Genomic DNA, 24,779 nt, shown 5'->3' on the forward strand with positions numbered 1-24,779 from the left:
GTCCCTTTTTATATTATTGGATAAACTAGTAGTTAATCATACTTATTTTCATGTACACTCATTTCCAATCTCAAATGCAATAGCACATCATTATTATCAAATCCTTCTTTTACACGCTTATGAAAATCACTTATACCTTCAAACACTTTTGCTTTAACGTGTTTGTTATGTTCGTCTCGTTCAAATGGTTTATCATATTGTTTTATAAATGAAGATATTATATCTAACTTTTCTGTAGGTATAGTATTCTGAGTATTATCATAAAAATTATTTGAATAATCTTTTTTCCATGTATTTACAACATCGAATAAATTACCAAATAAATTATTATACATATCATTTGAAATGTAGGCGAATTCACTTCTTAATATAGTCGTTAATTCGTTATTAAGTGTATTTAAGTTCTCAATATAATTAAAATGATTTTCCACATTCATATAGCCGAATTTAGATAATATAACAAATTGAATTAATTGTTCGATATATTCGTTCTCATCTTCGCTAATTTCTTTATTTTTTAATCCTCCAATATAATCAAACGAATCACGGATTCTCCATGTTATATCGTCTACTCTTTCTATAAAATCACTGAATGAATCTGTAAATTCATGATATTTATTTTTCATTCCTTTTGTTATCTTTTTGCTAGAATCATAGTAATTTTCAGCATTTATATATTTCATATATGAATGATTTAATAAATTCACATAAGTTACTGCAATGATAAATTCGTGTATTTTAAGTTTATTTCCCTGCTTAAAATTGGACTTTGTCCATTTCTGTCCCTTCTTGAAATTATTAAAGTCACTACCATGATTAAAATAGAAATTTATGACCTCATTTTTAGTAATTAAATAATTATCACAGTCAAACACTTTATTACTTATATACTTATTTACATAAGCATATAAATCAAATGGGCTTGTATTTATACCATCTGAACATTCACTTACAATTGGTTTAATATTTGACTCCCAAAATTTCTTTTGGTTCTCACTTACAATGTTAAATAGCGCTTTGTAATTGTCAGTATTACTTATTTCATCTAAAATTCTAAGTAATTTTTCCTCGTCTATTTCTTCATAAAGAATATTTGTATCGTATATATCAAAATTGTAAAATAACATATTATCATCTTTCATATCTAAACGGACGACATCATTACTATTCTCCCCTCTAAATTGATTATCTATGATAATATTTTTCATATATTTTTCTATTCTTTGTTCTTCATTTTTGTGTTCATAGGTATGCGTAAATAGATATTTTAAAAATTGATAAATTATTTCTGTACCTCTAAATATTCTTCTCGTTTCTTCAACAAACATAAACCATTCGTAATAGCTCGATCGATCTAATTCTGATACCTTTATAAATTCACCCATTCCATCTAAATATCTAGTAACTAATATGTCTGCTGCTATATAACTTCCACTTATTTTAATAATTGGAGGTATATCACTATCATTTATTACAACTCTATCTTGTTTAACATAATAGCCCGTACTAACATTTCCACGTTCAACTTTGCATGATATGTCTGCAACAGCCTCCCAATTATTAATTGATTTTATACAATAACGATGTAAATATTCTAAAAAATCATACACTTTGATTTCCTCTTTTCTAACTTGTCAAGCGAAAAGGCTTGCATTTATATGTTCGTCTTTTGCTAAATACTATTCGAGCAATAAAGACAGGACACCTCTATTATAAGCAATGTAATCTTCTGAAAAAAACAGAAGATAGAATTAATTAATAATAATCAGGAGGAATTCAAATGTCTTACAAGCAAGAAGATGATTTTAAAAAAATAAAAAATAGAATTTTAGGTATTTCAATTAATTTACCGGAAGGACAAACATTTACTTTCCATGACTTGAACCGTCGTGCAAATGTATCGTGTTCTAAAGCAGTACAACAAAATGTTGGGCGTTGGTTCGCATATTTTGTAAAACATGCGCCAAATGTCCCATTTATCGTTATCGGTAAGGATACTCATGGACACTTAGTTTATCTTAAAACAGGTCCTAATCCACAGCATAACAGCAACCCTTCGAAAGGAGGTGTTCGCTAATGAGTCATCATGACATTTTTAGACTAGGTCTATACCATTTAGATACAATGGGTTGGCATAAAACTATTCCACCTAAAAAAGATGGAGATAAAGAAAAAGTAGTGACTATGTCTAGTTGTATCACTGTTGAAGCTAAATTTTGGCATGCCTCAGAAAATACAGAAAAGATAATTATTTCTAACGGTAAAGATAAGGAACATACATTTGAATCTGATATTTTAACAACTCGAAACTTACCTTCCTTGATTAAATATGGTCACAGTATCAATGAAAATTATATAAGAGATTTGAGCTATGCACTACAGTTAATGCGCGATAAACTGCCCACTTCTGATTTATATGATGGCTCGGGCATCATAGAAACACCCCACGGTTATATTGTAATGATAGATACCATTTATACATCTAAACAATATGATCAGTTAGCATCTTTAGATCCTATTGTCGATAGTGCTTATCCATTAGAGCCTAAAGGTACATTTAAAGATTGGTTAAATATGTATATTAACGAAGTCAAAGGTCATCTTCTTCTAGAGTTAGCGGTCGTATTTGGAATTTCTGCCTTAGTGACAAGCTTTCTGAAGTACAAACGTGAAATCGAATTTGCAGGAATTATCTTTAGTTTTACAGGCCAGTCATCAACTGGTAAATCAACAGCAGCAGCTTTAGCAGTATCCGTCGCTGGAAATCCAACTAAAGGTAATCAAACACTTTTTCGAGGTTGGAATGCCACACGTAATGCACTTGAAAGTTACTTGAGTAACAATTTTGGTATACCTATTGTATTTGATGAACTCTCATCAGCAACTTTTAAAGATACAACGGGGTTATTGTACTCTATCGCTGAAGGTCAAGGGCGTCAACGTTCCAATGTACACGGAGAAGTTAAAACGCCTAAGAATTGGGGCACTTCTGTGATTTCAACCTCTGAATACAGTATCTTTACTGATTCTGCTCAAAATGATGGTTTACGAGTGAGAACTATTGAAATTAATGAAGAGTTTACTAAAGATGCAACAAATTCTGATAATATTAAAAAATCTGTAGCACTAAACTATGGTCATGTTTTACCGTTAGTAGCTAAATATCTTATAAACCGTGAAGATGAAGTCATTCAATGGTTTCAAGAGGAGTATCATTGGTTTAATAAAACATTGAAAGATGAAACAAATAATACTGGTATTCGTATGTTTAAGCGATATGCGACTATCACTACTTCTGCCAAGATTCTAAGTCGTGTTTTAGCTACAGATATTGATATTGCTAAAATAAGAGACTACTTTATTGATTATCATGCTCATACAGTCTCTGAACGATCACTGGCAGATAAAGCGATCGAAGTCATTACGCAATTTGTAGCACAAAACCGTGGTAAATTTTCTGATGACAAAGCGTTAAAGAATATGATGGAGAACCATGGACTAATTGCCTTAAAAGATGAGTATATCGAAGTCAAAATCATTGCGTCTGTATTTAAAAATATGTTGTTAGAGCATCACTTCCAAGATGTTAATAATGTCGTGAATGCACTAAAGGATAAAGGATTTATCGAATCTGACCGTGATCGAACAACTACGAAAAGAACAGTCAAAGATGACAATGGCAAAAAACAGTCACTTGTCTTTTACCATTTAAAGTTAGATTCAGAGTATGCATCAATTCTTGGACTAAACAAAGAAAATGTAAGAGTTCAAAATAAGACTAAACAAGAATTCGAAGAATCAATACCAGATGTAGAGTTCATCAAGTCTAATGTCATAGATTATTCTGATTTTTAATTAAATAAAGTATTAACATAAATTGATATGAGTACTGGAGTAGATAAAATGGATGAATTGATTGAATTACTAGCTGATTTAGTCGTTGAAGAGCTACAGAACGATAATTAATCATTGCGGTCCAACGTGTTAAAAGCACGTTGGACCTTTCATTCTAATTTACTCACAAATATATATTATCTTTTTGGAGGTGTTTAACATGGTAGAAGCCATTGGTTATGTACGTCAAAGTACACTCAAACAACAAAGCTTAGCGACGCAAAAATCGCTTATTATGGATACCGCTAAGCAATATGGATGGTCTAATGTGACGTTTTATGATGATAAGAGAAGCGGTCGACATACGAAACGGTCAGGTTATCAAAAAATGGTAGAAATGATTACGTCTGGAAAATGTAAAGTATTGTGTTGCTATCGCTTGAATCGACTACATCGTAATTTGAAAAATGCCATACAATTCTTTGAAATTTGTAAAAAGCATCACGTCACAATCATCAGTGTGAATGATGGTTATTTTGACTTATCTAAAGAATTTGACCGCTTTCGCCTAAACATACTTATGAGTCTAGCTGAAATGGAGTCTAATAATATCAGTGAACAAACACGAAATGGAATCAAAGAAAAAGCGAAACAAGGTAAAATGATTACAACACATGCACCCTTTGGGTATCAATATCATAATGGTACTTTCACAATAGACACAGTAAAAGCACCAACAATAAAAGCTGTATTCAATTATTACCTTCAAGGTTATGGTTATAAAAAAATTGCGCAATACTTAGAAGCTGATGATAACTTCATTAATCGCAAGCCTTATCAAGTACGTAATATTATCCTCAACCCTAATTACTGTGGCCGTGTTATCAATCAATACGGACAATATGAAAACATGTTCCCAGCTATTGTCAGTACAACGATATATGAAGATGCTCAAGTTACCCGAACTCAGAAACAAGTAAAACGTAAGCCGTCAGAAAATCAGCTCAAACAAAAAATCAAATGTCCCTATTGTCATTCGACACTCACAAACATGACTGTCCGAAAACCAGATCATTCATTGCGTTACTATGTCTGTCCGCAAAATATGAATAACGCTCGCTTTGTTTGTGAATTTAAAGGAATCAACGCACAAGAATTAGAAACAAGTGTTTTAGCGACTTGTCAGGACTTCTTTCAAAATCAACAGCTCTATTCAAAAATAAACCATACTATTCAACAACGACTCAAAAGACAAAGAGATGTAGAAACTAAAAATACACTCAATCACGAGCAGCTGATAGAAAAATTAGCCCAAGGCAAAATTGATGCAGAAACGTTCAGAGAACAAACGCAATCATTACATCAACAATCAAAACCTATATCATCAATCAGTGCGTATCAAATTCGAAAAGCTTTCCAAAACATCATTCAACAACGTTTCACACTAAACATGTTGTACCCCTATATTGATGAAATTAATATTTCTAAAAATAAAAGCCTCGCTGGCATCTATTTCAAAAACGAACCACTGAATATTGTAAAGCAGACTATGAAATAATCAATTGTATAATTAAAGAAAGGATAGATTATAATGGATAAAATGAAGAAAAAGCTTGTAGGAGGCTACATTCGCGTATCCACAGAGAGACAAGTAGAGGGTTATAGCATCGAGGGTCAAATTACACAAATAGAGCAATATTGCCAATTTAACGGCTATGAACTCGTTGATATATATGCAGATCGGGGTATATCAGGAAAATCTATGAACCGTCCTGAATTACAGCGCATGTTAAATGATGCTAAAAATGGAAAATTAGACTGTGTTATGGTTTATAAAACAAATCGCTTGGCACGTAATACTTCCGATTTACTTACAATCGTCGAAGAACTTCATCGTCAAAATGTTGAATTTTTTAGCTTGTCTGAACGCATGGAAGTCAAAAATTCAACAGGCAAGTTAATGCTCCAGATACTTGCAAGTTTTTCCGAATTTGAAAGAAATACAATTTTAGAGAATATTTACACCGGACAACGTCAAAGAGCTTTAGAGGGCTATTATCAAGGCAATCTTCCATTAGGATATAATAACATACCTGATAATAAAAAAGAATTAATGATTAATCAACATGAAGCTAACATCGTTAAATATATCTTTGAATCTTATGCCAAAGGTCATGGTTATCGTAAAATAGCCAATTCACTCAATCATAAAGGTTATGTCACTAAGAAAGGTAATCCATTTAGTATTTCAGCTGTTACTTATATTCTCTCAAACCCATTCTATATTGGTAAAATTCAATTCGCGAAATACAAAGATTGGAATGATAAACGACGTAAAGGCTTGAATGATAATCCAGTGATCGCTGAAGGCAAACACACACCTATTATTAGTCAAGATTTATGGGATAAAGTGCAAGCACGTAAGAAACAAGTAAGTGAAAAACCACAAGTCCATGGTAAAGGAACCAATATTTTAACTGGAATAATTTCGTGTCCCCAATGTTCTGCACCTATGGCTGCGAGTAACACCACAAACACACTTAAAGATGGCACTAAAAAACGTATTCGTTACTATTCGTGTAGTAATTTTCGAAATAAAGGCTCAAAGGTATGTTCTGCGAATAGTGTTAGAGCCGATGTCATTGAAAAATATGTTATGGACCAAATACTTGAAATTGTCAAAAGTGATAAAGTTCTCAAACAAGTTGTCGAACGTGTCAATCAAGAGAATCAAGTCGATGTAGCTGCACTTAACCATGATATTGCTTATAAACAACAACAATTTGATGAAATTAGCACTAAACTTAAAAATCTAATTCAAACCATCGAAGACAATCCAGACTTAACATCTACACTCAAACCAACCATTCATCAATATGAAACACAACTGAATGATATCACAAACCAAATTAATCAACTCAAGCACCAACAAAATCAAGAGAAACCATTTTATGATACTAAACAAATCGCTGCTTTATTACAACGAATATTTCAAAATATAGAATCCATGGATAAATCACAGCTCAAAGCTTTGTACCTAACGGTTATTGACCGTATTGACATCCGTAAAGATGAGAATCATAAAAAGCAATTCTTTGTTACACTAAAACTTAATAATGAAATTATTAAACAACTTTTCAATAATAATAATCTAGACGAAGTGCTTCTCAGCACTTCGTCTTTATTTTTGCCACAAACCCTATATCTTACTATTTAGCTAATAGAACTATTATTTGACAATAATCTTTCCTATCTTCTTTCACTTATTTTATCTAACGATTTTTAGAATTCTCTTTATCAATTTCAATAACACTTATCTAATGAGATAGCGAATTGACATCATCTATCTACTACTACACGAAGCTTATATTGAAATTGCTAAAGAACATCCCACAATGATTTTTTATGGGAAATGAATGGGATTTGCTTACTCGAAGAAGCAGAAGGATTGTGCAAGCACCATCCCAAAATCCCGTTATTCTTTATAAATAAATAATATATAAGAAAGTAGAAACCCAACCCTATCATCAATACTTATAAATAATGAGTTGATTGTTCGTCAAAATGAGTGGGGTTCCGGGATTTCCTTGTCATACCAACGTTTATCACGGGTTTTTGATCGGAATTTTCTCTTATCCCCACCGGGATTCGTAATAAATGACAAATCAAATATATATTATCTCAATGATGTACATCAACTACATCACTATCACACTATCTAGGAGGCAATAATATGCAAACAATCACTCAAGAACTCAAACAATATATAACTCGTCTATTCCAACTATCTGACAATGAAACATGGGAATGTGAAGCGTTAGAAGATGCAGCAGAAAATATACTTCCTACTCGCTTTGTAGACCATACCCCACTTGCACATCTTACACTTGAAACTTATACCTACTATAATGATGAGCTACATGAGCTAAGTATCTATCCATTCCTTATGTACGCTAACAACCAGCTCATCAGCATTGGTTATCTCGATCATTTTGATATGGACTTTCTATATCTTACAGATACTAAAAATACGATTATCGATGAACGTCATCTACTAAGAGAAGGAGGATCTCACCATGAATAATTGGATCAAAGTGGCACAAATATCTGTTACGATTATTAGCCAAGCGATTATCATCATGAAAGAAATTCAAGACGAGGTAAAATAGTATGAAAATCAATCGATACATTACACGAGGCATTAGTGAACAACTATCTCTAGACATTCAAATCTTACTTTGGAATATGGTAAAAGAAAAAGATAATCAAGGCCATACAGATTACCTACACATTTTTAGACTACAAGAAGATGAGAATATACTCTCAATCACACATGAACAAGAACAACCCGCCTACAAATTGGAATATCACTATACAAACTATGAAAAAAATCAAAACGCATTACCTAAGAAAGTCTACGTCATCCGAGAAGATGACGTAGACACTTTTTATTATGTGATGCTTTTGCCAGAAGAATACTAAAGGAAGTGATTATATATATGAATACAATTAAAAATACGATACACACAGAAGCTATATTTAGCAAGGATGAAAAACACCGCTATTTACTCAAGAAAACATGGGATGAAAAGAAACCCGCTTGTACAGTGATAACGATGTACTCTCATTTAGATGGTGTATTATCACTCGATCTCACAACTGTTCTTATCCTCAATCAATTAGCGAATTCAGAACGATACGGTGCTGTATATCTTGTAAATCTATTCTCTAATATTAAAAGTCCAGAAAATCTCAAACATATCAACGAGCCATACGATGAACACACCGACATTCACTTGATGAAAGCGATAAGTGAAAGTGAAACAGTGATTCTTGCTTATGGTGCCTATGCGAAGCGCCCTGTTGTAGTCGAACGTGTAGCGCAAGTGATGGAAATGTTAAAACCTCATAAAAAGAAAGTCAAAAAGCTCATTAATCCAGTAACGAACGAAATCATGCATCCACTTAACCCTAAAGCACGTCAAAAATGGACATTGAAATAAAAGGAGGATTATCTATGAACCATGAAACCACACAATCAGACTGGCGAACAGTTGCTAGTTGCTTAGCATCGCAAAATTATATTTCAATTGTAAAAGGACTAGTACATCATTTTACAGCTATTGAAGATGAAGAAATATTGGATAACATCTATGAAGATTTTATGAATGATGACTCTATTACAACCTTACTCAACAATGATTTCCAAGAGATCATCAATCACTACCTATCAAAATAAAAATAGAGCATCCTTCACTTTGCGGTGAGGGATGCTCTTATATCTTTTTTTTATTCTAAAAAAGTTATTAGTAACTAGTTTTAAAATATTTATATTCAATGTATCTTCATTATAATTCTGCCGACTTCACCATTAGACAAACGATCAAAGCCTTCATTTATTTCATCTAGAGTGATAACTTCACTAATGAGTGAATCAATATTTAAACGTCCTTGGTTGTATAGGCTAACGAATCTTGGTATATCTCTGTCAGGCACACAACTTCCTACATATGACCCTTTAATGGTACGTTCTTCAGCCGCTAAAGTAACTTGAGGGAAAGAAAAATTATCTTTAGGATTAGGCAGTCCTGTTGTTACAGTTGTTCCCCCTCGTTTGGTAATCTGATAAGCAACTTTCATAGCTGGCACTACACCCGCTGTTTCAAAAGCATATTCTACTCCACCAGGAACATATTCTTTAATTTGCTCATCAATATCTTGATCACTTGAATTAAATGTTGCTGTAGCCCCAAATTGCTTTGCTAATTCAAATTTATCTTCGTTAATATCTAAAGCAATAATTTCATTGGCTCCCGCTAGTTTAGCTCCAATAATAGCATTCAATCCAATACCTCCTAAACCAACCACCGCTACATTACTACCAGAACGGATTTGAGCTGTATTCACCACAGCACCGATACCTGTGATAATAGCACAACCAAATGCAGCTGCACGTTCAAAAGGTATTTTTTTATCAATTTTAACTATAGAGTTTTCAGAGACAACAGAATATTCAGCAAAACCTGATATCCCCAAGTGATGATATACTTTTCCTTCATCATTAGATAAACGCACTCCTCCCTCTAACATTTCGCCTTTTTCATTAGATATTGCTCCGTTTTCACATAATGCAGGACGTCCTTCTTTACATGGGATACACTTTCCACAACTTGGAATAAATGTGCATACCACATGATCTCCTTCGCTAACTCTTGTAACAGCTTTTCCAATTTTAATTACTTCACCGGAAGCTTCATGACCAAGTGCCATGGGTAAAGGTCTAGGTCTGTTACCATTAATTACTGACAAATCAGAGTGACATAATCCAGCTGCATGAATTTTAATTAATACTTCGTGTTCACTAGGATCATCAAGTTCTAAGTATTCAATTTTTAAAGGTTTAGATTCTTTATAGGGCTTTTTAGCTCCCATTTCATGTAAAACTGCTGCTCTAGTTTTCACTTCCAACACTCCTTTAATTTATATATATTAAGTCTATTCTTATCTGTTATTTTACACTTTAATATTATTATTTACAAAAAATTCTGATTATTTTGATTACTTTATATAACACCGATTTTTAAAAATTTATTATTAACGTTTATTATGTACAGTCATAATTTAGAAGTGATTTTGTTTTCAAGTGAATTTAAGGTGTGAAAATTAAAAATATATTGAAGAAATACTTAATATACTTTATGAAGATTTTATGAATAACGACGCTATCACAACCTTACTTAACAATAATTTACATACGATTATTAATCAGTATCTATCAAAATAAAAACTATATGCTGATAAAGATAGAGCATCTTTCACTGAGTAATAAATCTGAGATATTAGAGGGTAAAAAGAAAATGAGAATTAGTATTCAGTGAATTATTAAAATAAAGTGTTCACAGTGAATGATGATTTATTCTTTATTTATATTTATAATGCAAATATATATATAAAATTTTGGGAGTGGAATTATGAAACTAAGAGCATTAGAGTATAGTGATTTACTTTTTGTTCATGAATTAAATAATGAATATTCTATTATGTCTTATTGGTTTGAAGAACCTTATGAATCCTTAACGGAACTTCAGTATTTATTTGATAAGCATTTATTAGATGAATCGGAAAGACGCTTTATTGTTGAAGATGAAAATCAAGTCGTAGGTATTGTTGAATTAGTAGAAATTAATTACATCCATCGTAATTGTGAAATACAAATAATTATTAAACCTGAGTTCAGTGGTAAAGGTTATGCAAAATTTGCATTCGAAAAAGCGATAAGTTATGCATTCGATATATTAAACATGCACAAGATCTATCTATATGTTGATACAGATAACAAAAAAGCTGTGCATATATACGAGTCACAAGGATTTAAAACAGAAGGATTACTCAAAGAGCAATTCTATACTAAAGGTAAATATAAAGATGCCTATTTTATGTCATTATTGAAATCTGAATATATTTTATAGCATAAAAAACAACTCATATATTCACTTAGGTAGGTTCAAACCTAAATTACTTCTAATAAAATCAAAATGGGCTTTACTCGAATGTCCGTTCGAGGGATAAATAAAGTCAAAAGAGAACTAGGATTTGTGCTAATGGCATTCAATATAAGAAAAGTAGCGACTCAACCAGCTGAAAATAATCAAAAAATTTATGAAAAAAGACAATTTCTATATTAATTTGATAGAAATTGTCTTTTTTATTTATTCAAAAACTTTATATCTCGGACTCGCTTTCATAATATTATCTCTATTTAACACTTTACATAATAGGTTTTTATCAGTATCAAACGAACATTTTTTGTAGTAAGCCTTGCTTACGTTGTTTTAATAATTTAACTTTATTATCTTGCTCAGTAATCAAGTGTAATAATATTTCTAAAAATTCTCTTATTTTTATCTGTTCTTCAAAACTTGGTATTTGAAGCGATATATTCTTGATAGACGAGTAGTTTATATAAACTTGTGTTGCACCTTGCATCATACTTTTTATTTTATTTCTAACTATGTCTGTATTCATTAAAAACCATAAAAATTTATTATCATTTTCACTTAGTGGAATTAATCTTTCAGTCCTTTGATTATAGATATAGTAGTTATCTTTATCTATGAAGATACTTCTACCAATGATATTTCCATCTTTAGTTTTATCATTCAAAACCATTGCTAAATCACCTTGTGATAAAATATACTTTTCAGTCTTTTCATTTTTATTTATTCTTAAATTTTGATCATTATAAGTACTATTCATAGAATAACTACCTATACTTATAACTTTATAATCACCATTATTTTCAAATTCTTTTTCTAAAGCAGTGCCACCTTTATTAATGAAAAAATCTTTTAATAAGGTGTTAGTCCATTTAGGATACTTATTTCCATTTTCATCCTTAAACCTTAACTCTTGTGAAAAAATCTTTTGCATATAGCCTTTCTTTTGTTGCTCTAAAATTTCAAGTTTCTCTTCTTCTAACTCAATTTGGCGGTCGAGTTTGCTAAAGAAAGTTCCTATTTTTTCTTGTTCTTCTAGACATGTATATGGTATTTTAAATTTTTCTATGTCCCTTTTAGTAATATTAGGATCTTTTCGATTACTTGCTGCAAAACGTCTCCACTGTTTTACATTAAAATTGAGATAAGATTGCAAAAACTTAGAATTATAATTACCTTTTTTATTAGAGTCGAAATTGCTTGGTTAGTAGTTGCCTTGATATTCAAAATTCCTGTTCTACCAATTTGATTAAATCCACCATACATAGCTATTAGTAACGGTATCTTTAGGTAAAAGCTTCAAGTTATTTAAAGCAATATCAGTTACTTTTTCAGAAGTATCATTAATTAATGAATTATTTAAGTCTGTAGTTTTAAATTTCCATTTTCATAATAAGAAGTATTAGATCTAAGAGGTGTAGAGCCAGAAACAACATTAAATAATTCTTTAATAATTTTCATTTTCCATTCATCTCTAAACTCTGGAAATCTCAGTTTTTGGAGTACATATTTGTTCAGTCATGTTTTAACACTCCTAGTTTTTTGAGGTAGTCGTTAGTTTCTGATTCAACGTTATGTATGTTTACTCGTTCGTATCCTAAACTCTCAAGTTGTTGAAGTACCTCATTTTCTAATGCATATTCACTCTGATAAGCCATTCATTCATCCACCCTAAACTTAATCTTTCTTTAAATATATCAAAATTTAGTAATAATTAATATTGGACGCGTTATTTTATACTAGATAAATAACGAACTTTTTTAAAATATAGTATATTTATTACTTTTTATCTGTAAATCCGACTAATAATTTTACTAAAAATTACTTAACTTGTAACGTTAATTTAAGTCGTAAAGTTTTTTCTCCATTCTTACTATACCTTCCTCATCAGCAATACTAACTCCATCCTTGAAGTTATAGCCAAACTTCTGATAAAAAGGAACTGCAGTAATTGATGCTGGTATCTCTATCCGGCTAGCCCTCTTATAAAACTCATCGTCTTCCAATGTATTAATAATAAGTTTTCCAATCCCTTTACCTTGGTATTCAGGTAAAACAAAAATAGTGAAAAAACTACTCTCTGTTAGACTATCCCAATAGGGACCAATTGCACCTGTCGCAATGATAATCTCCTTATCTCTAAATACATAAAAGTGAGTCCAAGAAGCTCTTTCGATGATTGACGACACAGTTATATTCTCAGCATCTTTTACCAAATCTTCTTTAGAATAATCAGAGATGTTCGTTTCAAACATTGCTCGATGAATTAGCTTAACAATTTCCTCAGCATCCTTTTCTTCAAAACGTTGAATATTAATGCTCATAAAATCATCCCCCTTGCTTTTAAAAATACTCTTTGCTAAGTATTCATCTAGGCCTGCTTTTTCTACATAATATTTTTTAATTCAAATATAATAAACTATTGACCAAGCATAAATATTTCACAATACATTTTATCAATCAAAAAAACCGCATCACTTATGATATGCTTCAAGCAAACTTAAGTACTCTTTTTAAAAACCTCATACAGTATGATACGTTCAAAATCCCTTTACGAAGCGGCTAAAAAAACCGCATCATTTATGATACGCTTCGCCGCGCATGATTTTAAAGGCGCGGTAGATTTGCTCGATTAAGACGACTCGCATCATTTGGTGTGGGAAGGTCATTTTGCTGAAAGAGAGTGCGTAGTTGCTGCGGTTTAAGACGTCTTGGTGTAAGCCGTTTGATCCACCTATGACGAAAACAAAGTCGCTTTGTCCTTGGGTCATGCGTGTTTGTAGTTCTTTAGCTAATCCTTCTGATGACAACATTTTGCCTGGGATTTCTAATGTGATGACTGTGGATTGTGGTTTGATTTTAGCGAGTAGTCGTTGGCCTTCTTTTTCTTTGACTTGTTCTATTTCTTTGTCGCTCATATTTTCTGGGGCTTTCTCATCTGGAACTTCTATAATTTCAACTTTGGTATAAGGTCCTAGTCGTTTTTCATATTCTGCTATTGCTTGTTTCCAATATTTTTCTTTTAGTTTTCCTACTGACAGGATTGTAATTTTCATTTTATCCTCCATGTAAATATGTATGATTTATCTAACTTATCCACAAGTTATTCACTTGTGCACACTATTACCTCTTATTATAACAATAATATTTATACTTTCTTAATTATTTTTGAGATTTATGCACATTCCCTGTGTAATAACCTGTTATTTTGTGGATAACTCTGTGTATAATGTGGGTATTTTTGTGTGTATTGTACACAATACTGGATAACTATGGACATTTTAGTGGATAACTTCGAGGGTGTCTAAGCTCAATAATTACATTTATAGCATATATAACCTACTTTTTAGACTAACTTACGTATTATTTTCCTCATTTTTCATTACTTTTCCACAGAATATTTTCAAAAAAAAGAACCTACTTAAAAAAAATACTTAAGTAGGTCGGGTGTCTTACTGTTATTCAATTATAAAGTATAAATTGGTGTTGCTTGAGCTTTATCCGTATCGCAGAGAAGTACTTCTTTCTCTGTATCAATATCGTGTTCATTTAAAACTTGGCCTACACTCATACGAGCCAGGTCTTTCATGTTGTTATCTTGAGATAAGTGAGACAAGTAAATGCGCTTCGTGTTGCCTGTGATGACATCTGTCATAGCGAGACCAGCATCTTCATTGGACACGTGTCCCATATCACTGAGGATACGTTGCTTTGTCTTCCAAGGATAACGACACATGCGTAACATATCAACATCGTGATTACTCTCGAACATGAATGCATCGCTACCACGAATCATGCCTTTCATACGGTCTGACACATAGCCTGTGTCCGTCAGCATCGTGAATTTCTTATAGTTATTGTTGAAGATATAGAATTGTGGGTCAATCGCGTCATGTGAGACGTTGAATGACTCGATATCGAATCCTGCAATAGACTTTGTTTCATATGGATTGAAGATGAATTTCTGATCCATTGGGATTCGGCTATCTTTCTTTTCAATGGCTTTCCAAGTATTTTCGTTCGCATAAATTGGAAGGTTATATTTACGTGCGAGAACTCCAAGTCCTTTGATGTGGTCGATATGTTCATGTGTGACTAGAATGCCGTTTAGATCCTTGATATTTCGATCAATTTGGCTAAATAGCTCTTCCATTTTCTTGCCGGTTAGACCTACGTCTACTAGTAGGCTACCTTTCTCACTTTCTACGTAAGTGGCGTTACCTGTACTACCACTTGCTAATACACTCATACGTATCAAGCGGCTTCATCCTTTCTAATATGTACAATCTGTATTTGTTTGAGAATTGTTTGTGTGATGCGGGTGAGACGTGCATTTGGTTCTAGTAGTTCTTGAGTTTTATTTTACTTTTTTGCACGTTAATGTGAGTTATAAATGAGGTTTCGAGGTGTGTTGATTCTAAATATGAATTCTCGAAACGAAACGTTCTCTAAAATTCCTTTATATTATACTATACCAATTTTAGAAGGTGTGTGCCAATTGTCAGTTTATGAATAATTAGTGTCGCGAAATATCATTTTCTGACCGCTTCGTCATAGCATAAAGAAACGACCACTCTACAGAGGTGAGTAGTCGTTTATGATGAACGTTATTGTACTGAGTGTTGCAGGAATGATGGACGGGCTTCAGTGAGCAGGTTTTTCGGCAGAAACTCTCAAAGTCTCGTCAAAACTAAAGAACAGTTTTGCTCGCTTTTCGGTTCTGCTCAAAACCTAACCGCTCACTTTCGCACCTTAATTGACGGGCTTCGAAAAGCAGGTCGTTCGACAATAATACGCATCGCGCTAAAATTTGAGGAACAATTTTCGCTTGATGCTAGTTATTGCTCGCGACCTAAGCGCTTTTCTCAGCACCTAGTTAATAACTTTTGGGTTTTTGGTGGTGGCTTCGACGTAATAGGTTTCTATGTTGTCTTTGCCGTGGTGTTTAACTTTGATTTCCCAGTTGGGTTGTAGTAATTGTACGTTGGTTTCTTTAACGACTGAGTAATAGCCTAAGCGTGCGTCGATGACTTGGTCGTTTCGTTTTAGATATCTGTTGAAGTAAAGTGCTTCGACGGCTTTACGTGGGCTAATGACTTGTTTCTTAGTGCTATTTGACCCTTCTGCGATATGGATATTATTCATCGCTGTTTGTTTGTAGCTTGTTGCTTTTCCATCATTTAAATTAAAGGTTAAACGTGCTTTATTGTTATTCATAATAGGATAACCTTCAAAGGTTTGTTCGTAAGTGATTTTATCTGAACTTAGATCACTCAATTGATATTGTTTACCGTTATAAATACTATCTGCAATAAAATCTTTAATGTCTTTTAGGTTCTTATCGCTTACTTTCACAGTTTTGTCTATATCGCCCTCTAATGTCTTGTCTTTGTCTGATGTATCTAGACTTGAATGTTCTTTAGCATAGCTTGAGAAGTCTTTAGAGCGTGCTGTGATTTGTGCGAGTTTCGTATCTTTAACTTTCTTATTAAGTACGTCTGTAGGGACTTTAATTTCTTCTTGTTGAAAATTAACGTTGTTCCCACTTTCTGCGTCATTAATCTGTGCTTTATTGACTTTATCGATGTATATCATGACGAGTAAGATGTTGACGAGAATAAATACGAAAATGAATAGCGTCTTTGTGCGTTTCCAATTCATTTATTCAAGCCTCCCATCTTTATAGGCGTACCAATTGCCATCGTATTCTACGTACCATTGTGGTGTGAATTCACTGTTGCGTTGAACTTCTATATCATCTTTATCTGGTTTGTCATCCATATCATAGCCGACTGCAATGTTGGTTACCTTTTCAAAGTCAATATTATTATTATTGGCAAGTGCTGAACGAACGGATTCGGCTGTAGGTAATGTCTTAGGTTCTTCACTGTTCAGTTGAACGCTGCTCTTAAGTAATGAGCGTTGGTAATCGAAGACGCCTTTTTTACCCCATGTGACTTGAATTTCATTTAAATTCTGGTTGTTGAATGTAGGGTAACCATTCAAGAAGCGTTGGTAAGTCAGTTTACCTGTCTTATTATCTGTACTGAATAAACGATAATCTTCGTTAAGGAATCCACCATGGCCGTTGATAAATTCAAAGGTACCTGGAATTGTTTCTTCCATATTGCTTGAGCTTTTCGCGTCTTCAGATAGGTTTTTATAATGATACATTTCACTGTTATCGTCATAGTTCGCGACGCCTGTGTTGTTGTTATATGTTGTCGCACCACTTTGAGAGCTTCGTACGATAGTTGAATCTTCAAAGAGAATGGAATTCATTCGTTCGACGTTCATTGTTGAGAAGACCATACGATATGATTTTAAGTCTTTAGGTTTACTTGGCGCGAAGACGTGTGTTGCTTTATCGATAGTGTCTTTATTAGTGATGATTTCAGTATATGGTTGCATATCTGACTTAATACTGTCTAAGGCGCTATCTATATTTTTACCTTGTGCTGATGTTTTTAATTTCACGACTTCGTGACGGTCTTTACTTATCGCATAAAGCACCACGTGATTGTCATTGTCTTGGTCTATAAGTAATCGATTGAAGTTAAAGTGGTTGGGTACGTTCGCATCGATGTTTAACACCTGACTTAAGTATGTCGTTAAAGGTAAATCGTATGTGAAATCTAGCACGGTAAAGTCATTACTTAGTTCTGGTATAACAAGATTATGATCTCTGCGCATATGTGACACAGATTTAACTTCTTGGTTCTTCAATGGCTTCGTAATGCTATCAAGTGCATCACCTGTTGAGACCGTTCCTTGTGGTTTATCATCCTTTGAATGAATGATCTGAAATGGTGTAACCGTGCCTTCCATGCTTGCTGTCATAGGTTTACTTAGTGGTTTCGGCTCGTTCTTTTTACTGCTATCTGAGTTAGTAACATTATTGAGGTCTGGTGTATAGTTCCAGACCAAGTATGTCAAAACGATACTGATGAGTACGAGAAGACCTAAAATAATTGATTTAATATGTTCTTTACTATTCATCCCAATCACCGTCTTCAATGATTTCACAAGGAAGTGTGATGAAGATAGACGTACCTTGACCTTCTACGCTGTTTGCCCAGATGCGTCCATTGTGCGCTTCAACAATTTCTTTGGAAATTGCGAGACCGAGTCCTGTACCACCCATCTTACGTGTACGTGCTTTATCAACACGGTAGAATCTATCAAATATTTTATCTACTTTATTGATTGGAATTCCAATACCATTATCTTTTATACGAATGGTCATTCTATTGTAAAGTGCATTTTGTTTCACATGAAACTCAACTCGTTTATCACCACGTGAATATTTCATTGCGTTAGTGATAACGTTGTCGAATACTTGTGTCATCTTATCTGGATCGATTTCTGTGAATATTGTTTGTTGTGGGATTTCTCTTACGAATGTTGTATCTTTCGCTGCCATTTCATGTCGATTAATAATTTTATTAATGTACATGTTGAAGTCAACGATTTCTTTAGTAATTTGGTCTGACTCGTTGTCCATTTTCGATAATTGGAGTAAGTCGTTAACGAGTCGTATCATACGTTCTGTTTCTTCACGTGTAACGGATAAGAATTGTGGTGCAAGGCTTTCATCTTGCCAAGCGCCTTCTTCGAGTGCTTCGATATAGCTGTTCATTGATGTGAGTGGCGTACGTAGTTCGTGTGAAACGTTTGCTACGAATTCGCGACGTTCACGTTCAACTTGTTGTTGTTCTGTTACATCATGTAACACGGCAATGTAACCTGTGACGAATCCTGTTTCTTGCACGATGGTACTAAAGTTGACACGCGCAATAATACCCTCTTCATCGTTAATATCTAATAGGAAGGAATCATTGTTTTCTTGGATTTCGTCTAGTGAGAATTCATTTTCAAGGTTAAGAAGACCGAGCATGTAATAGCCGATGACGTCTTCTTTCGCGAGACCGAGCATCTTAAGCGCCATATCATTCGCAATACGCACGCGTCCACGGCGATCTGTCGCGAGGATACCGTCGCTCATATGTGTGATAACTGAATCTAGACGGCGTTTCTCACTTTCGGTGTTGGCCTGCGCCTCTTGCACACGTTTAGATAGGTTGTTGAAAGCAAGTGCGAGCTCACCGATTTCGTCGTTACCATAAATCTTCACGCGTTGAGTATAGTTACCTTTAGACATCTCAACAGTCTGGTTACGCATATCGGTAATTGGTTTGGTAATCGTTCGGGCGATAAAGAAACCGAGGATTACTGTGATGAATAATGATATAGCTGTACCGACGATAAAGATTTGGTTAATGTTATTGAGTTGGTTATATACGTCGTTGATTTTCGATTCTATGTAAATATCACCGATGGTTTGTTTGTCGACTTTAACTGGTATGTTATAAACCCAGACACGTTCTTTACCACTACCATAGTCTTTAAGGACCATGTGGTTGTTGGTTTCACCGAGAGAAAGTGCCTTTTGGACGGAACCGTCATTCGCTTTTTGATTAATTAGACTACGGTTAGACTGCTTTGTCGTAGCCATGATAATTTGGTCTTTATCAACGAAGCGAATTTCTCCGATTTCTTGACGGTTGGCATATTCACTCAAAAGGTTTTGGATATCCTTTTGAGCGTTTACCGTACCTTTGTCATTATCGTTATAAACTTTTTCTATATTAACATCTAACTGCTTCGCATATTGCGTTATGTTCTTTTTAAAATTATCGAGTAATTCTTTTTCTAAACTATTAGTAAAATACAAACCGATGATTTGCATACCAATAATAATCAGTAATACATAAACAATAACGAGTTTAGTGTGAAGGGATTGTAATTGTTTAAGCCACTTCATAGGATGTTGCCTCTAATCATGTTGTTGGAGGAAGTATCCAACGCCTCTACGTGTCACAATGTATTCTGGGTGCGATGGATCGTCTTCAATTTTTTCGCGTAAACGACGAATCGTTACGTCAACTGTACGTACGTCACCGAAATAATCATAACCCCACACTGTTTGTAATAAATGTTCACGTGTCATTACCTGACCCATATGTTTAGAAAGGTAGTGGAATAATTCAAATTCACGATGTGTTAATTCGATATCTTCACCACGTTTTTTAATTGAGTAAGCGTCTGGGTAAATGACGATATCTTTGATTGTTATTTCATTTGTAGCGCCACTCACTTCTTGAGCTGGTTGTGAATAATGGCGACGTAAGTTTGCTTTCACACGGGCGATAAGTTCACGCGTGCTGAAAGGTTTTGTTACATAGTCGTCTGCACCAAGTTCAAGTCCTAATACTTTATCAATTTCTGAGTCTTTCGCTGTTAACATGATGATTGGCATTTCGAATTTTTTACGTACTTCGCGACATACTTCCATGCCATCTCTGCCTGGTAACATGATGTCTAAGAGTACGATATCTGGTTCTTCTTCATAGATTAAATCTACTGCATCGTTACCATCGTAAGCGCAAAATACTTCGTATCCCTCTTTCTTCAAATTAAATTCTAAAATATCAGCAATTGGTTTTTCATCGTCGACAACAACAACTTTTCTAGCCATATATTTTAACCTCTTTTCTCAAAGTGTAATTCTTCCGTTCGTTTAATTATGTGAAGGCTATATTTTTTTCTCTATTATACCTTGTGAAAGGTGATGTATGTAATATATATAGCGCATAGTTACCTAATATATAATTTACCATTTATGAACGGGTAATTCTATTTTTGTATTAAAAATTATAGAATAATATTATTTATAATTTTACCATTGAAATACTGTATTACAAAATATGTTGAACAGTTGCAAATAGCTCAAATTATCTTTATATCAGTGTTTTCATTATTTTGTAATATAAATATTTGGTGTAAAACGTATGCTTATGCGATTCTCCCTTTTGAAAATGTAAACAAATAGCGTAAATGTTAAGTTTTTATTGCAACGTCATAGAGATTGTAAAGTGAGCGTTATGTGTGGGTGAGGATGAAGTTACTACTTGATATGAGTATATGGATTGTAATAGGAATAAAACGGATATGTAGGTATAAAAAAATGCCTACCCTATTGGGTAGGCAATACGGTCCCGACGGGAATCGAACCCGCGATCTCCTGCGTGACAGGCAGGCGTGTTAACCGCTACACTACGGGACCTATCATGGTGACTCCTACGGGACTCGAACCCGTGTTACCGCCGTGAAAGGGCGGTGTCTTAACCGCTTGACCAAGGAGCCGTTCTTAAGCACAAAATAGATTATAGCATAGCTCATCTTTTCGTGACAAGCTATTTTTTACATAAATTTAACAATATTTTTTAAGGGTTAATAAATGAGAAATATTGCTATAAAAGTGTTGATGGCGCCGTTTGAAACGGGGGTACATATTGCGTATTAAACTACTTTCTTCTATATAAATAAAGTAAGACCGACTCGTTGTGATGTAACGAGTCGGTCTTTTTAAAGCTGAAACATTATTAATGATCTCAGCTTTCTTTTATACTTTGTTTTACCATAATTGTTCTAATAGGTTTGTTTGTTCACGGTCTGGGCCTACAGAGAAGATTGAAATGTGTACGCCACATAATTCTGAAATACGCTCTAGGTATTTGCGTGCATTTTCAGGGAGTTCTTCTAAACTGCGACAACCTGTGATATCTTCTGTCCAACCTGGAAGTTCTTCGAAGATTGGTTTGCAGCGTCTTAATTGATCTAAGTTAGCTGGGTATTCAGTGATTTCTTCGCCATCTAACTCATATGCTGTACAAATCTTAACTGTATCTAAACCTGTTAAAACGTCGATAGAGTTGATTGAAAGGTCTGTAATACCACTTACGCGACGTGAATGACGTAGTACTACTGAGTCGAACCAACCTACACGGCGTGGACGTCCTGTTGTTGTACCATATTCACGACCTACTTCTCTAATGTGATGGCCATCTTCATCGAATAATTCTGTAGGGAATGGACCGTCACCTACACGTGACGTATAAGATTTACATACACCGATGACTTTAGAAACTGATGTAGGACCTACACCTGTACCTACTGTGACATTACCAGCAACTGGGTTACTTGACGTAACGAATGGGTAAGTACCGTGATCGATGTCTAACATGACACCTTGGGCACCTTCGAATAATACTTTGTCGTCTGCAACGTTAGCATCATCTAAGATTTTAGCTGTGTCAGTGACATATTCTTTTAAGCGTTGACCTGCTGCATAGTACTCGTCAAAGATTTCATCAAACGTAGGGCATGTTTCGTTGAACATTCCTTTGAAATAAGCATTTTTATATTCAATGTTTTCTTTAAGACGACGTTCGAATGTTTCTTTCTCTAATAAGTCTGCTACTCGAATACCGATACGTTGTGCTTTATCTACGTATGCTGGGCCGATACCTTTTTTAGTTGTACCGATTTTATTATCTCCACGACGACGTTCTTCATATTCGTCTTGAGCTAGGTGATAAGGTAAGATGACTTGTGCACGGTTAGAGATACGTAAGTTGTTAGTTGAAATACCACGTTCATTTAAACCGTCTAATTCTTTCAATAATGCTACTGGATCTACAACTACACCGTTACCGATAACAGCTAATTTATCTTTATAAAAGATACCTGATGGTACCAAATGTAATTTGTAAGTTTCTCCACCAAATTGAATTGTGTGTCCTGCATTATTACCACCTGAGAATCTAGCGATAACATCTGCTTGTTCTGCTAAGAAATCTGTGATTTTACCTTTACCTTCGTCTCCCCATTGTGTCCCAACTACTACGATTGATGACATAAGAGCACCTCCAAGTTTTTCTCGTTTAACCATTAGATATTCTACCAATATGCCTATGAGATTGCAAATAAAAATCGAACATTAAATTTGTTTAAGTTGTTTGCAATTGATTCATCTTGTTTTTACTTTTTATACAGTTTCATCGTTGTGTTATCAGTGCTTTTGAGTTCATTTTCCGGAAAATGATATACATACTTCAAGTGATTGCAAAGAATGAAAACAAAATAAAAACCGTACAATAAAACTAAAAATAAGTTTATTGTACGGAAAAATAAATTTTATGTCATTTCTGCATGAGCATAATCAATGTCTGTAAATTTATTATATTGTTTCATAAAATGAAGTTTCACAGTTCCTGTTGGGCCGTTACGTTGTTTAGCAATTATGATTTCAATTTCACCGTTATCATCATTCGTTTGTGGCTCAAAGCCTGCATCATCGTCATCATCTTCATCCTCGCCACGATTGTAGTAATCATCACGGTATAAGAAAGCAACGATATCAGCGTCTTGCTCGATAGACCCAGATTCACGAATATCACTCATCATTGGACGTTTATCCTGACGTTGTTCAACACCACGTGAAAGCTGACTCAGTGCGATAACTGGGCATTCTAGTTCACGGGCAATGGCTTTAAGTGTACGTGAGATTTCTGATACTTCTTGTTGACGGTTGTCTGAGAATCGAGAACCGCTACCTTGAATTAATTGTAGATAGTCAATCACTATCATATCTAAGCCGTGTTCTTGTTTAAGACGGCGACATTTAGATCGTAAGTCATTAATACGAATACCTGGTGTATCATCGATAAAAATCTTAGTTTTTGATAATTTACCAACTGCAATCGTAAAACGACTCCAGTCTTCTTCTGTCATCGTACCAGTTCTTAAGCGGTTTGAATCTACGTTACCTGAACTACAAATCATACGCGTTGCTAACTGGTCTGCACCCATCTCAAGCGAGAATATGCCTACTGTAAACATATCTTCATGTGTCGCAACTTTTTGGGCAATATTAAGAGCGAAGGCAGTCTTACCCACGGAAGGACGAGCCGCTAAGATGATTAAATCATTACGGTTAAACCCAGCAGTCATTTGGTCGAGATCTCGATAACCTGTTGGAATACCAGGCGTTTGACCACTATTTTGGTCGAGTTCTTCGGCAGTCTCATACACTTGTCCTAAGACATCTCTAATATCTTTAAACCCGTCACTTTCTCTTGTAGAAGAAAGTTCAAGGATACGTCTTTCGGCATCACTTAGGATTGTATCTAGTTCTAATTCATCATTATAGCCATCATTTGCAATACTATCTGCCGTTTGAATTAACTTACGTTTTAACGCGTGTTTAAAGACGATATCTGTATAATATTGAACGTTTCGCGTTGTTGGAACGTTAGTCGATAGCTCTGCGAGATATTGAGGGCCACCCGCTTCACTTAAGCTTCCATCACTAGATAGTTGATCCATAAGTGTGACAACGTCGATTTCTTTGTTATCTTCATTAAGATGCATCATTGCTCGGAAGATATGTTGATGGGCGCCTCTATAAAACGACTCAGGAAGGAGGACTTCCTGAGTTGTATTAATCAATTCTGGATCTATAATAATGGCACCTAAGACAGATTGTTCAGCTTCATTGCTATGCGGCATTTGATTTTGCTCATACATTCCATCCATTGTTTGCTT

General features: G+C 34.1%; 19 protein-coding genes, 2 tRNA genes and 4 pseudogenes. 10 read left to right on the top strand and 15 right to left on the bottom strand.

Annotation, left to right across the window (positions count from 1 at the left end):
* Positions 1-32 precede the first annotated feature (32 nt).
* Entirely contained in the window at positions 33-1,610 is a 1,578-nt protein-coding gene (locus tag CM54_RS09620; RefSeq protein ID WP_037550802.1) for a hypothetical protein, read from the bottom strand.
* Between the two features lie 170 nt (positions 1,611-1,780).
* On the opposite strand from CM54_RS09620, the gene ssb reads away from it, so the two are divergent.
* From ssb to CM54_RS09660, 8 genes and pseudogenes are all read left to right on the top strand, one after another.
* Complete coding sequence (gene ssb, locus CM54_RS09625) at positions 1,781-2,077, top strand: cassette chromosome ssDNA-binding protein (RefSeq protein WP_037550804.1); 297 nt, start codon at positions 1,781-1,783, stop codon at positions 2,075-2,077.
* Positions 2,077-3,780: pseudogene (gene cch1 / locus CM54_RS09630) on the top strand (cassette chromosome replicative helicase); the annotation flags it as partial. The gene ssb and the pseudogene cch1, both read left to right, overlap by 1 nt.
* 274 nt (positions 3,781-4,054) lie before the next feature.
* Positions 4,055-5,392 (top strand): cassette chromosome recombinase CcrA, encoded by a 1,338-nt coding sequence (gene ccrA, locus CM54_RS09635; RefSeq protein ID WP_037550808.1) that lies wholly within the window; start codon positions 4,055-4,057, stop codon positions 5,390-5,392.
* 33 nt (positions 5,393-5,425) lie between these two features.
* Positions 5,426-7,051: a cassette chromosome recombinase CcrB gene (gene ccrB / locus CM54_RS09640; protein WP_037550809.1), complete on the top strand. Its 1,626-nt coding sequence runs from the start codon at positions 5,426-5,428 to the stop codon at positions 7,049-7,051.
* A gap of 516 nt (positions 7,052-7,567) precedes the next feature.
* A complete protein-coding gene (locus CM54_RS09645) occupies positions 7,568-7,918 on the top strand; it encodes an SAUGI family uracil-DNA glycosylase inhibitor (protein WP_037550811.1) in 351 nt (116 codons plus the stop codon).
* A gap of 86 nt (positions 7,919-8,004) precedes the next feature.
* Positions 8,005-8,316: a DUF960 family protein gene (locus CM54_RS09650; RefSeq protein WP_037550813.1), complete on the top strand. Its 312-nt coding sequence runs from the start codon at positions 8,005-8,007 to the stop codon at positions 8,314-8,316.
* A gap of 17 nt (positions 8,317-8,333) precedes the next feature.
* Positions 8,334-8,837, top strand: a complete 504-nt coding sequence (locus tag CM54_RS09655) for a DUF1643 domain-containing protein (RefSeq protein WP_037550815.1) — start codon at positions 8,334-8,336, stop codon at positions 8,835-8,837.
* 14 nt (positions 8,838-8,851) lie between these two features.
* The gene (locus CM54_RS09660; protein ID WP_037550817.1) at positions 8,852-9,073 is read left to right on the top strand and encodes a hypothetical protein; all 222 of its coding nucleotides are present in this window, start codon (positions 8,852-8,854) and stop codon (positions 9,071-9,073) included.
* A gap of 95 nt (positions 9,074-9,168) precedes the next feature.
* Here the strand turns inward: CM54_RS09660 and CM54_RS09665 are convergent, their stop codons facing one another.
* Positions 9,169-10,296: a zinc-dependent alcohol dehydrogenase family protein gene (locus CM54_RS09665; protein WP_037550819.1), complete on the bottom strand. Its 1,128-nt coding sequence runs from the start codon at positions 10,294-10,296 to the stop codon at positions 9,169-9,171.
* 509 nt (positions 10,297-10,805) lie between these two features.
* Between CM54_RS09665 and CM54_RS09670 the strand changes: the two genes are divergently transcribed.
* Both CM54_RS09670 and CM54_RS12960 read left to right on the top strand, forming a co-directional pair.
* On the top strand, positions 10,806-11,303 hold the full coding sequence (locus tag CM54_RS09670; RefSeq protein WP_037550821.1) for a GNAT family N-acetyltransferase: 498 nt from the start codon (positions 10,806-10,808) through the stop codon (positions 11,301-11,303).
* A 57-nt stretch (positions 11,304-11,360) separates the two neighbouring features.
* Positions 11,361-11,646: pseudogene (locus tag CM54_RS12960) on the top strand (hypothetical protein); the annotation flags it as partial.
* On the opposite strand, the pseudogene CM54_RS09680 reads toward CM54_RS12960, so the two are convergent.
* The 13 genes and pseudogenes from CM54_RS09680 to dnaB all read right to left on the bottom strand — a co-directional run.
* Positions 11,626-12,441, bottom strand: a pseudogene (locus CM54_RS09680) (restriction endonuclease subunit S); the annotation flags it as partial. The pseudogenes CM54_RS12960 and CM54_RS09680 sit on opposite strands and share 21 nt — an antisense overlap.
* A gap of 460 nt (positions 12,442-12,901) precedes the next feature.
* Positions 12,902-12,988 (bottom strand): annotated as a pseudogene (locus tag CM54_RS13155) (hypothetical protein); the annotation flags it as partial.
* A 180-nt stretch (positions 12,989-13,168) separates the two neighbouring features.
* Complete coding sequence (locus CM54_RS09690) at positions 13,169-13,654, bottom strand: GNAT family N-acetyltransferase (RefSeq protein WP_037550825.1); 486 nt, start codon at positions 13,652-13,654, stop codon at positions 13,169-13,171.
* A gap of 252 nt (positions 13,655-13,906) precedes the next feature.
* Positions 13,907-14,386: a 23S rRNA (pseudouridine(1915)-N(3))-methyltransferase RlmH gene (gene rlmH / locus CM54_RS09695; protein ID WP_037550827.1), complete on the bottom strand. Its 480-nt coding sequence runs from the start codon at positions 14,384-14,386 to the stop codon at positions 13,907-13,909.
* Between the two features lie 410 nt (positions 14,387-14,796).
* Complete coding sequence (locus CM54_RS09700; RefSeq protein ID WP_002445012.1) at positions 14,797-15,579, bottom strand: MBL fold metallo-hydrolase; 783 nt, start codon at positions 15,577-15,579, stop codon at positions 14,797-14,799.
* A 623-nt stretch (positions 15,580-16,202) separates the two neighbouring features.
* Positions 16,203-16,991 (bottom strand): two-component system regulatory protein YycI, encoded by a 789-nt coding sequence (locus CM54_RS09705; RefSeq protein ID WP_037550830.1) that lies wholly within the window; start codon positions 16,989-16,991, stop codon positions 16,203-16,205.
* Positions 16,992-18,329: a two-component system activity regulator YycH gene (gene yycH, locus CM54_RS09710; RefSeq protein WP_002434631.1), complete on the bottom strand. Its 1,338-nt coding sequence runs from the start codon at positions 18,327-18,329 to the stop codon at positions 16,992-16,994. It lies immediately after the preceding gene.
* Positions 18,322-20,154 (bottom strand): cell wall metabolism sensor histidine kinase WalK, encoded by a 1,833-nt coding sequence (walK, locus tag CM54_RS09715; RefSeq protein WP_037550832.1) that lies wholly within the window; start codon positions 20,152-20,154, stop codon positions 18,322-18,324. Before walK ends, yycH begins: the two co-directional genes overlap by 8 nt.
* A 12-nt stretch (positions 20,155-20,166) precedes the next feature.
* Positions 20,167-20,868 carry a response regulator YycF gene (gene yycF / locus CM54_RS09720; protein WP_002434481.1) on the bottom strand — a complete coding sequence of 234 codons (702 nt, stop codon included), beginning with the start codon at positions 20,866-20,868 and terminating at the stop codon, positions 20,167-20,169.
* Between the two features lie 515 nt (positions 20,869-21,383).
* Positions 21,384-21,456, bottom strand: a tRNA-Asp gene (locus CM54_RS09725).
* A gap of 5 nt (positions 21,457-21,461) precedes the next feature.
* Positions 21,462-21,536, bottom strand: a tRNA-Glu gene (locus tag CM54_RS09730).
* 271 nt (positions 21,537-21,807) lie between these two features.
* On the bottom strand, positions 21,808-23,091 hold the full coding sequence (locus CM54_RS09735) for an adenylosuccinate synthase (protein ID WP_002434422.1): 1,284 nt from the start codon (positions 23,089-23,091) through the stop codon (positions 21,808-21,810).
* A gap of 278 nt (positions 23,092-23,369) precedes the next feature.
* Positions 23,370-24,770 (bottom strand): replicative DNA helicase, encoded by a 1,401-nt coding sequence (gene dnaB / locus CM54_RS09740; RefSeq protein ID WP_002434020.1) that lies wholly within the window; start codon positions 24,768-24,770, stop codon positions 23,370-23,372.
* Positions 24,771-24,779: the final 9 nt, after the last annotated feature.

Source organism: Staphylococcus sp. TE8 (genome assembly GCF_000692055.1).
In the GTDB taxonomy this organism is placed as follows: domain Bacteria; phylum Bacillota; class Bacilli; order Staphylococcales; family Staphylococcaceae; genus Staphylococcus; species Staphylococcus capitis.

Bases quoted from the DNA above. Each gene is read 5' to 3' on its own strand.
- ssb (WP_037550804.1), top strand. From the start codon at position 1,781: ATGTCTTACAAGCAAGAAGATGATTTTAAAAAAATAAAAAATAGAATT.
- ccrA (WP_037550808.1), top strand. From the start codon at position 4,055: ATGGTAGAAGCCATTGGTTATGTACGTCAAAGTACACTCAAACAACAA.
- ccrB (WP_037550809.1), top strand. From the start codon at position 5,426: ATGGATAAAATGAAGAAAAAGCTTGTAGGAGGCTACATTCGCGTATCC.
- CM54_RS09645 (WP_037550811.1), top strand. From the start codon at position 7,568: ATGCAAACAATCACTCAAGAACTCAAACAATATATAACTCGTCTATTC.
- CM54_RS09650 (WP_037550813.1), top strand. From the start codon at position 8,005: ATGAAAATCAATCGATACATTACACGAGGCATTAGTGAACAACTATCT.
- CM54_RS09655 (WP_037550815.1), top strand. From the start codon at position 8,334: ATGAATACAATTAAAAATACGATACACACAGAAGCTATATTTAGCAAG.
- CM54_RS09660 (WP_037550817.1), top strand. From the start codon at position 8,852: ATGAACCATGAAACCACACAATCAGACTGGCGAACAGTTGCTAGTTGC.
- CM54_RS09670 (WP_037550821.1), top strand. From the start codon at position 10,806: ATGAAACTAAGAGCATTAGAGTATAGTGATTTACTTTTTGTTCATGAA.
- CM54_RS09690 (WP_037550825.1), bottom strand. From the start codon at position 13,654: ATGAGCATTAATATTCAACGTTTTGAAGAAAAGGATGCTGAGGAAATT.
- rlmH (WP_037550827.1), bottom strand. From the start codon at position 14,386: ATGAAAATTACAATCCTGTCAGTAGGAAAACTAAAAGAAAAATATTGG.
- CM54_RS09700 (WP_002445012.1), bottom strand. From the start codon at position 15,579: ATGAGTGTATTAGCAAGTGGTAGTACAGGTAACGCCACTTACGTAGAA.
- CM54_RS09705 (WP_037550830.1), bottom strand. From the start codon at position 16,991: ATGAATTGGAAACGCACAAAGACGCTATTCATTTTCGTATTTATTCTC.
- yycH (WP_002434631.1), bottom strand. From the start codon at position 18,329: ATGAATAGTAAAGAACATATTAAATCAATTATTTTAGGTCTTCTCGTA.
- walK (WP_037550832.1), bottom strand. From the start codon at position 20,154: ATGAAGTGGCTTAAACAATTACAATCCCTTCACACTAAACTCGTTATT.
- yycF (WP_002434481.1), bottom strand. From the start codon at position 20,868: ATGGCTAGAAAAGTTGTTGTTGTCGACGATGAAAAACCAATTGCTGAT.
- CM54_RS09735 (WP_002434422.1), bottom strand. From the start codon at position 23,091: ATGTCATCAATCGTAGTAGTTGGGACACAATGGGGAGACGAAGGTAAA.
- dnaB (WP_002434020.1), bottom strand. From the start codon at position 24,770: ATGGATGGAATGTATGAGCAAAATCAAATGCCGCATAGCAATGAAGCT.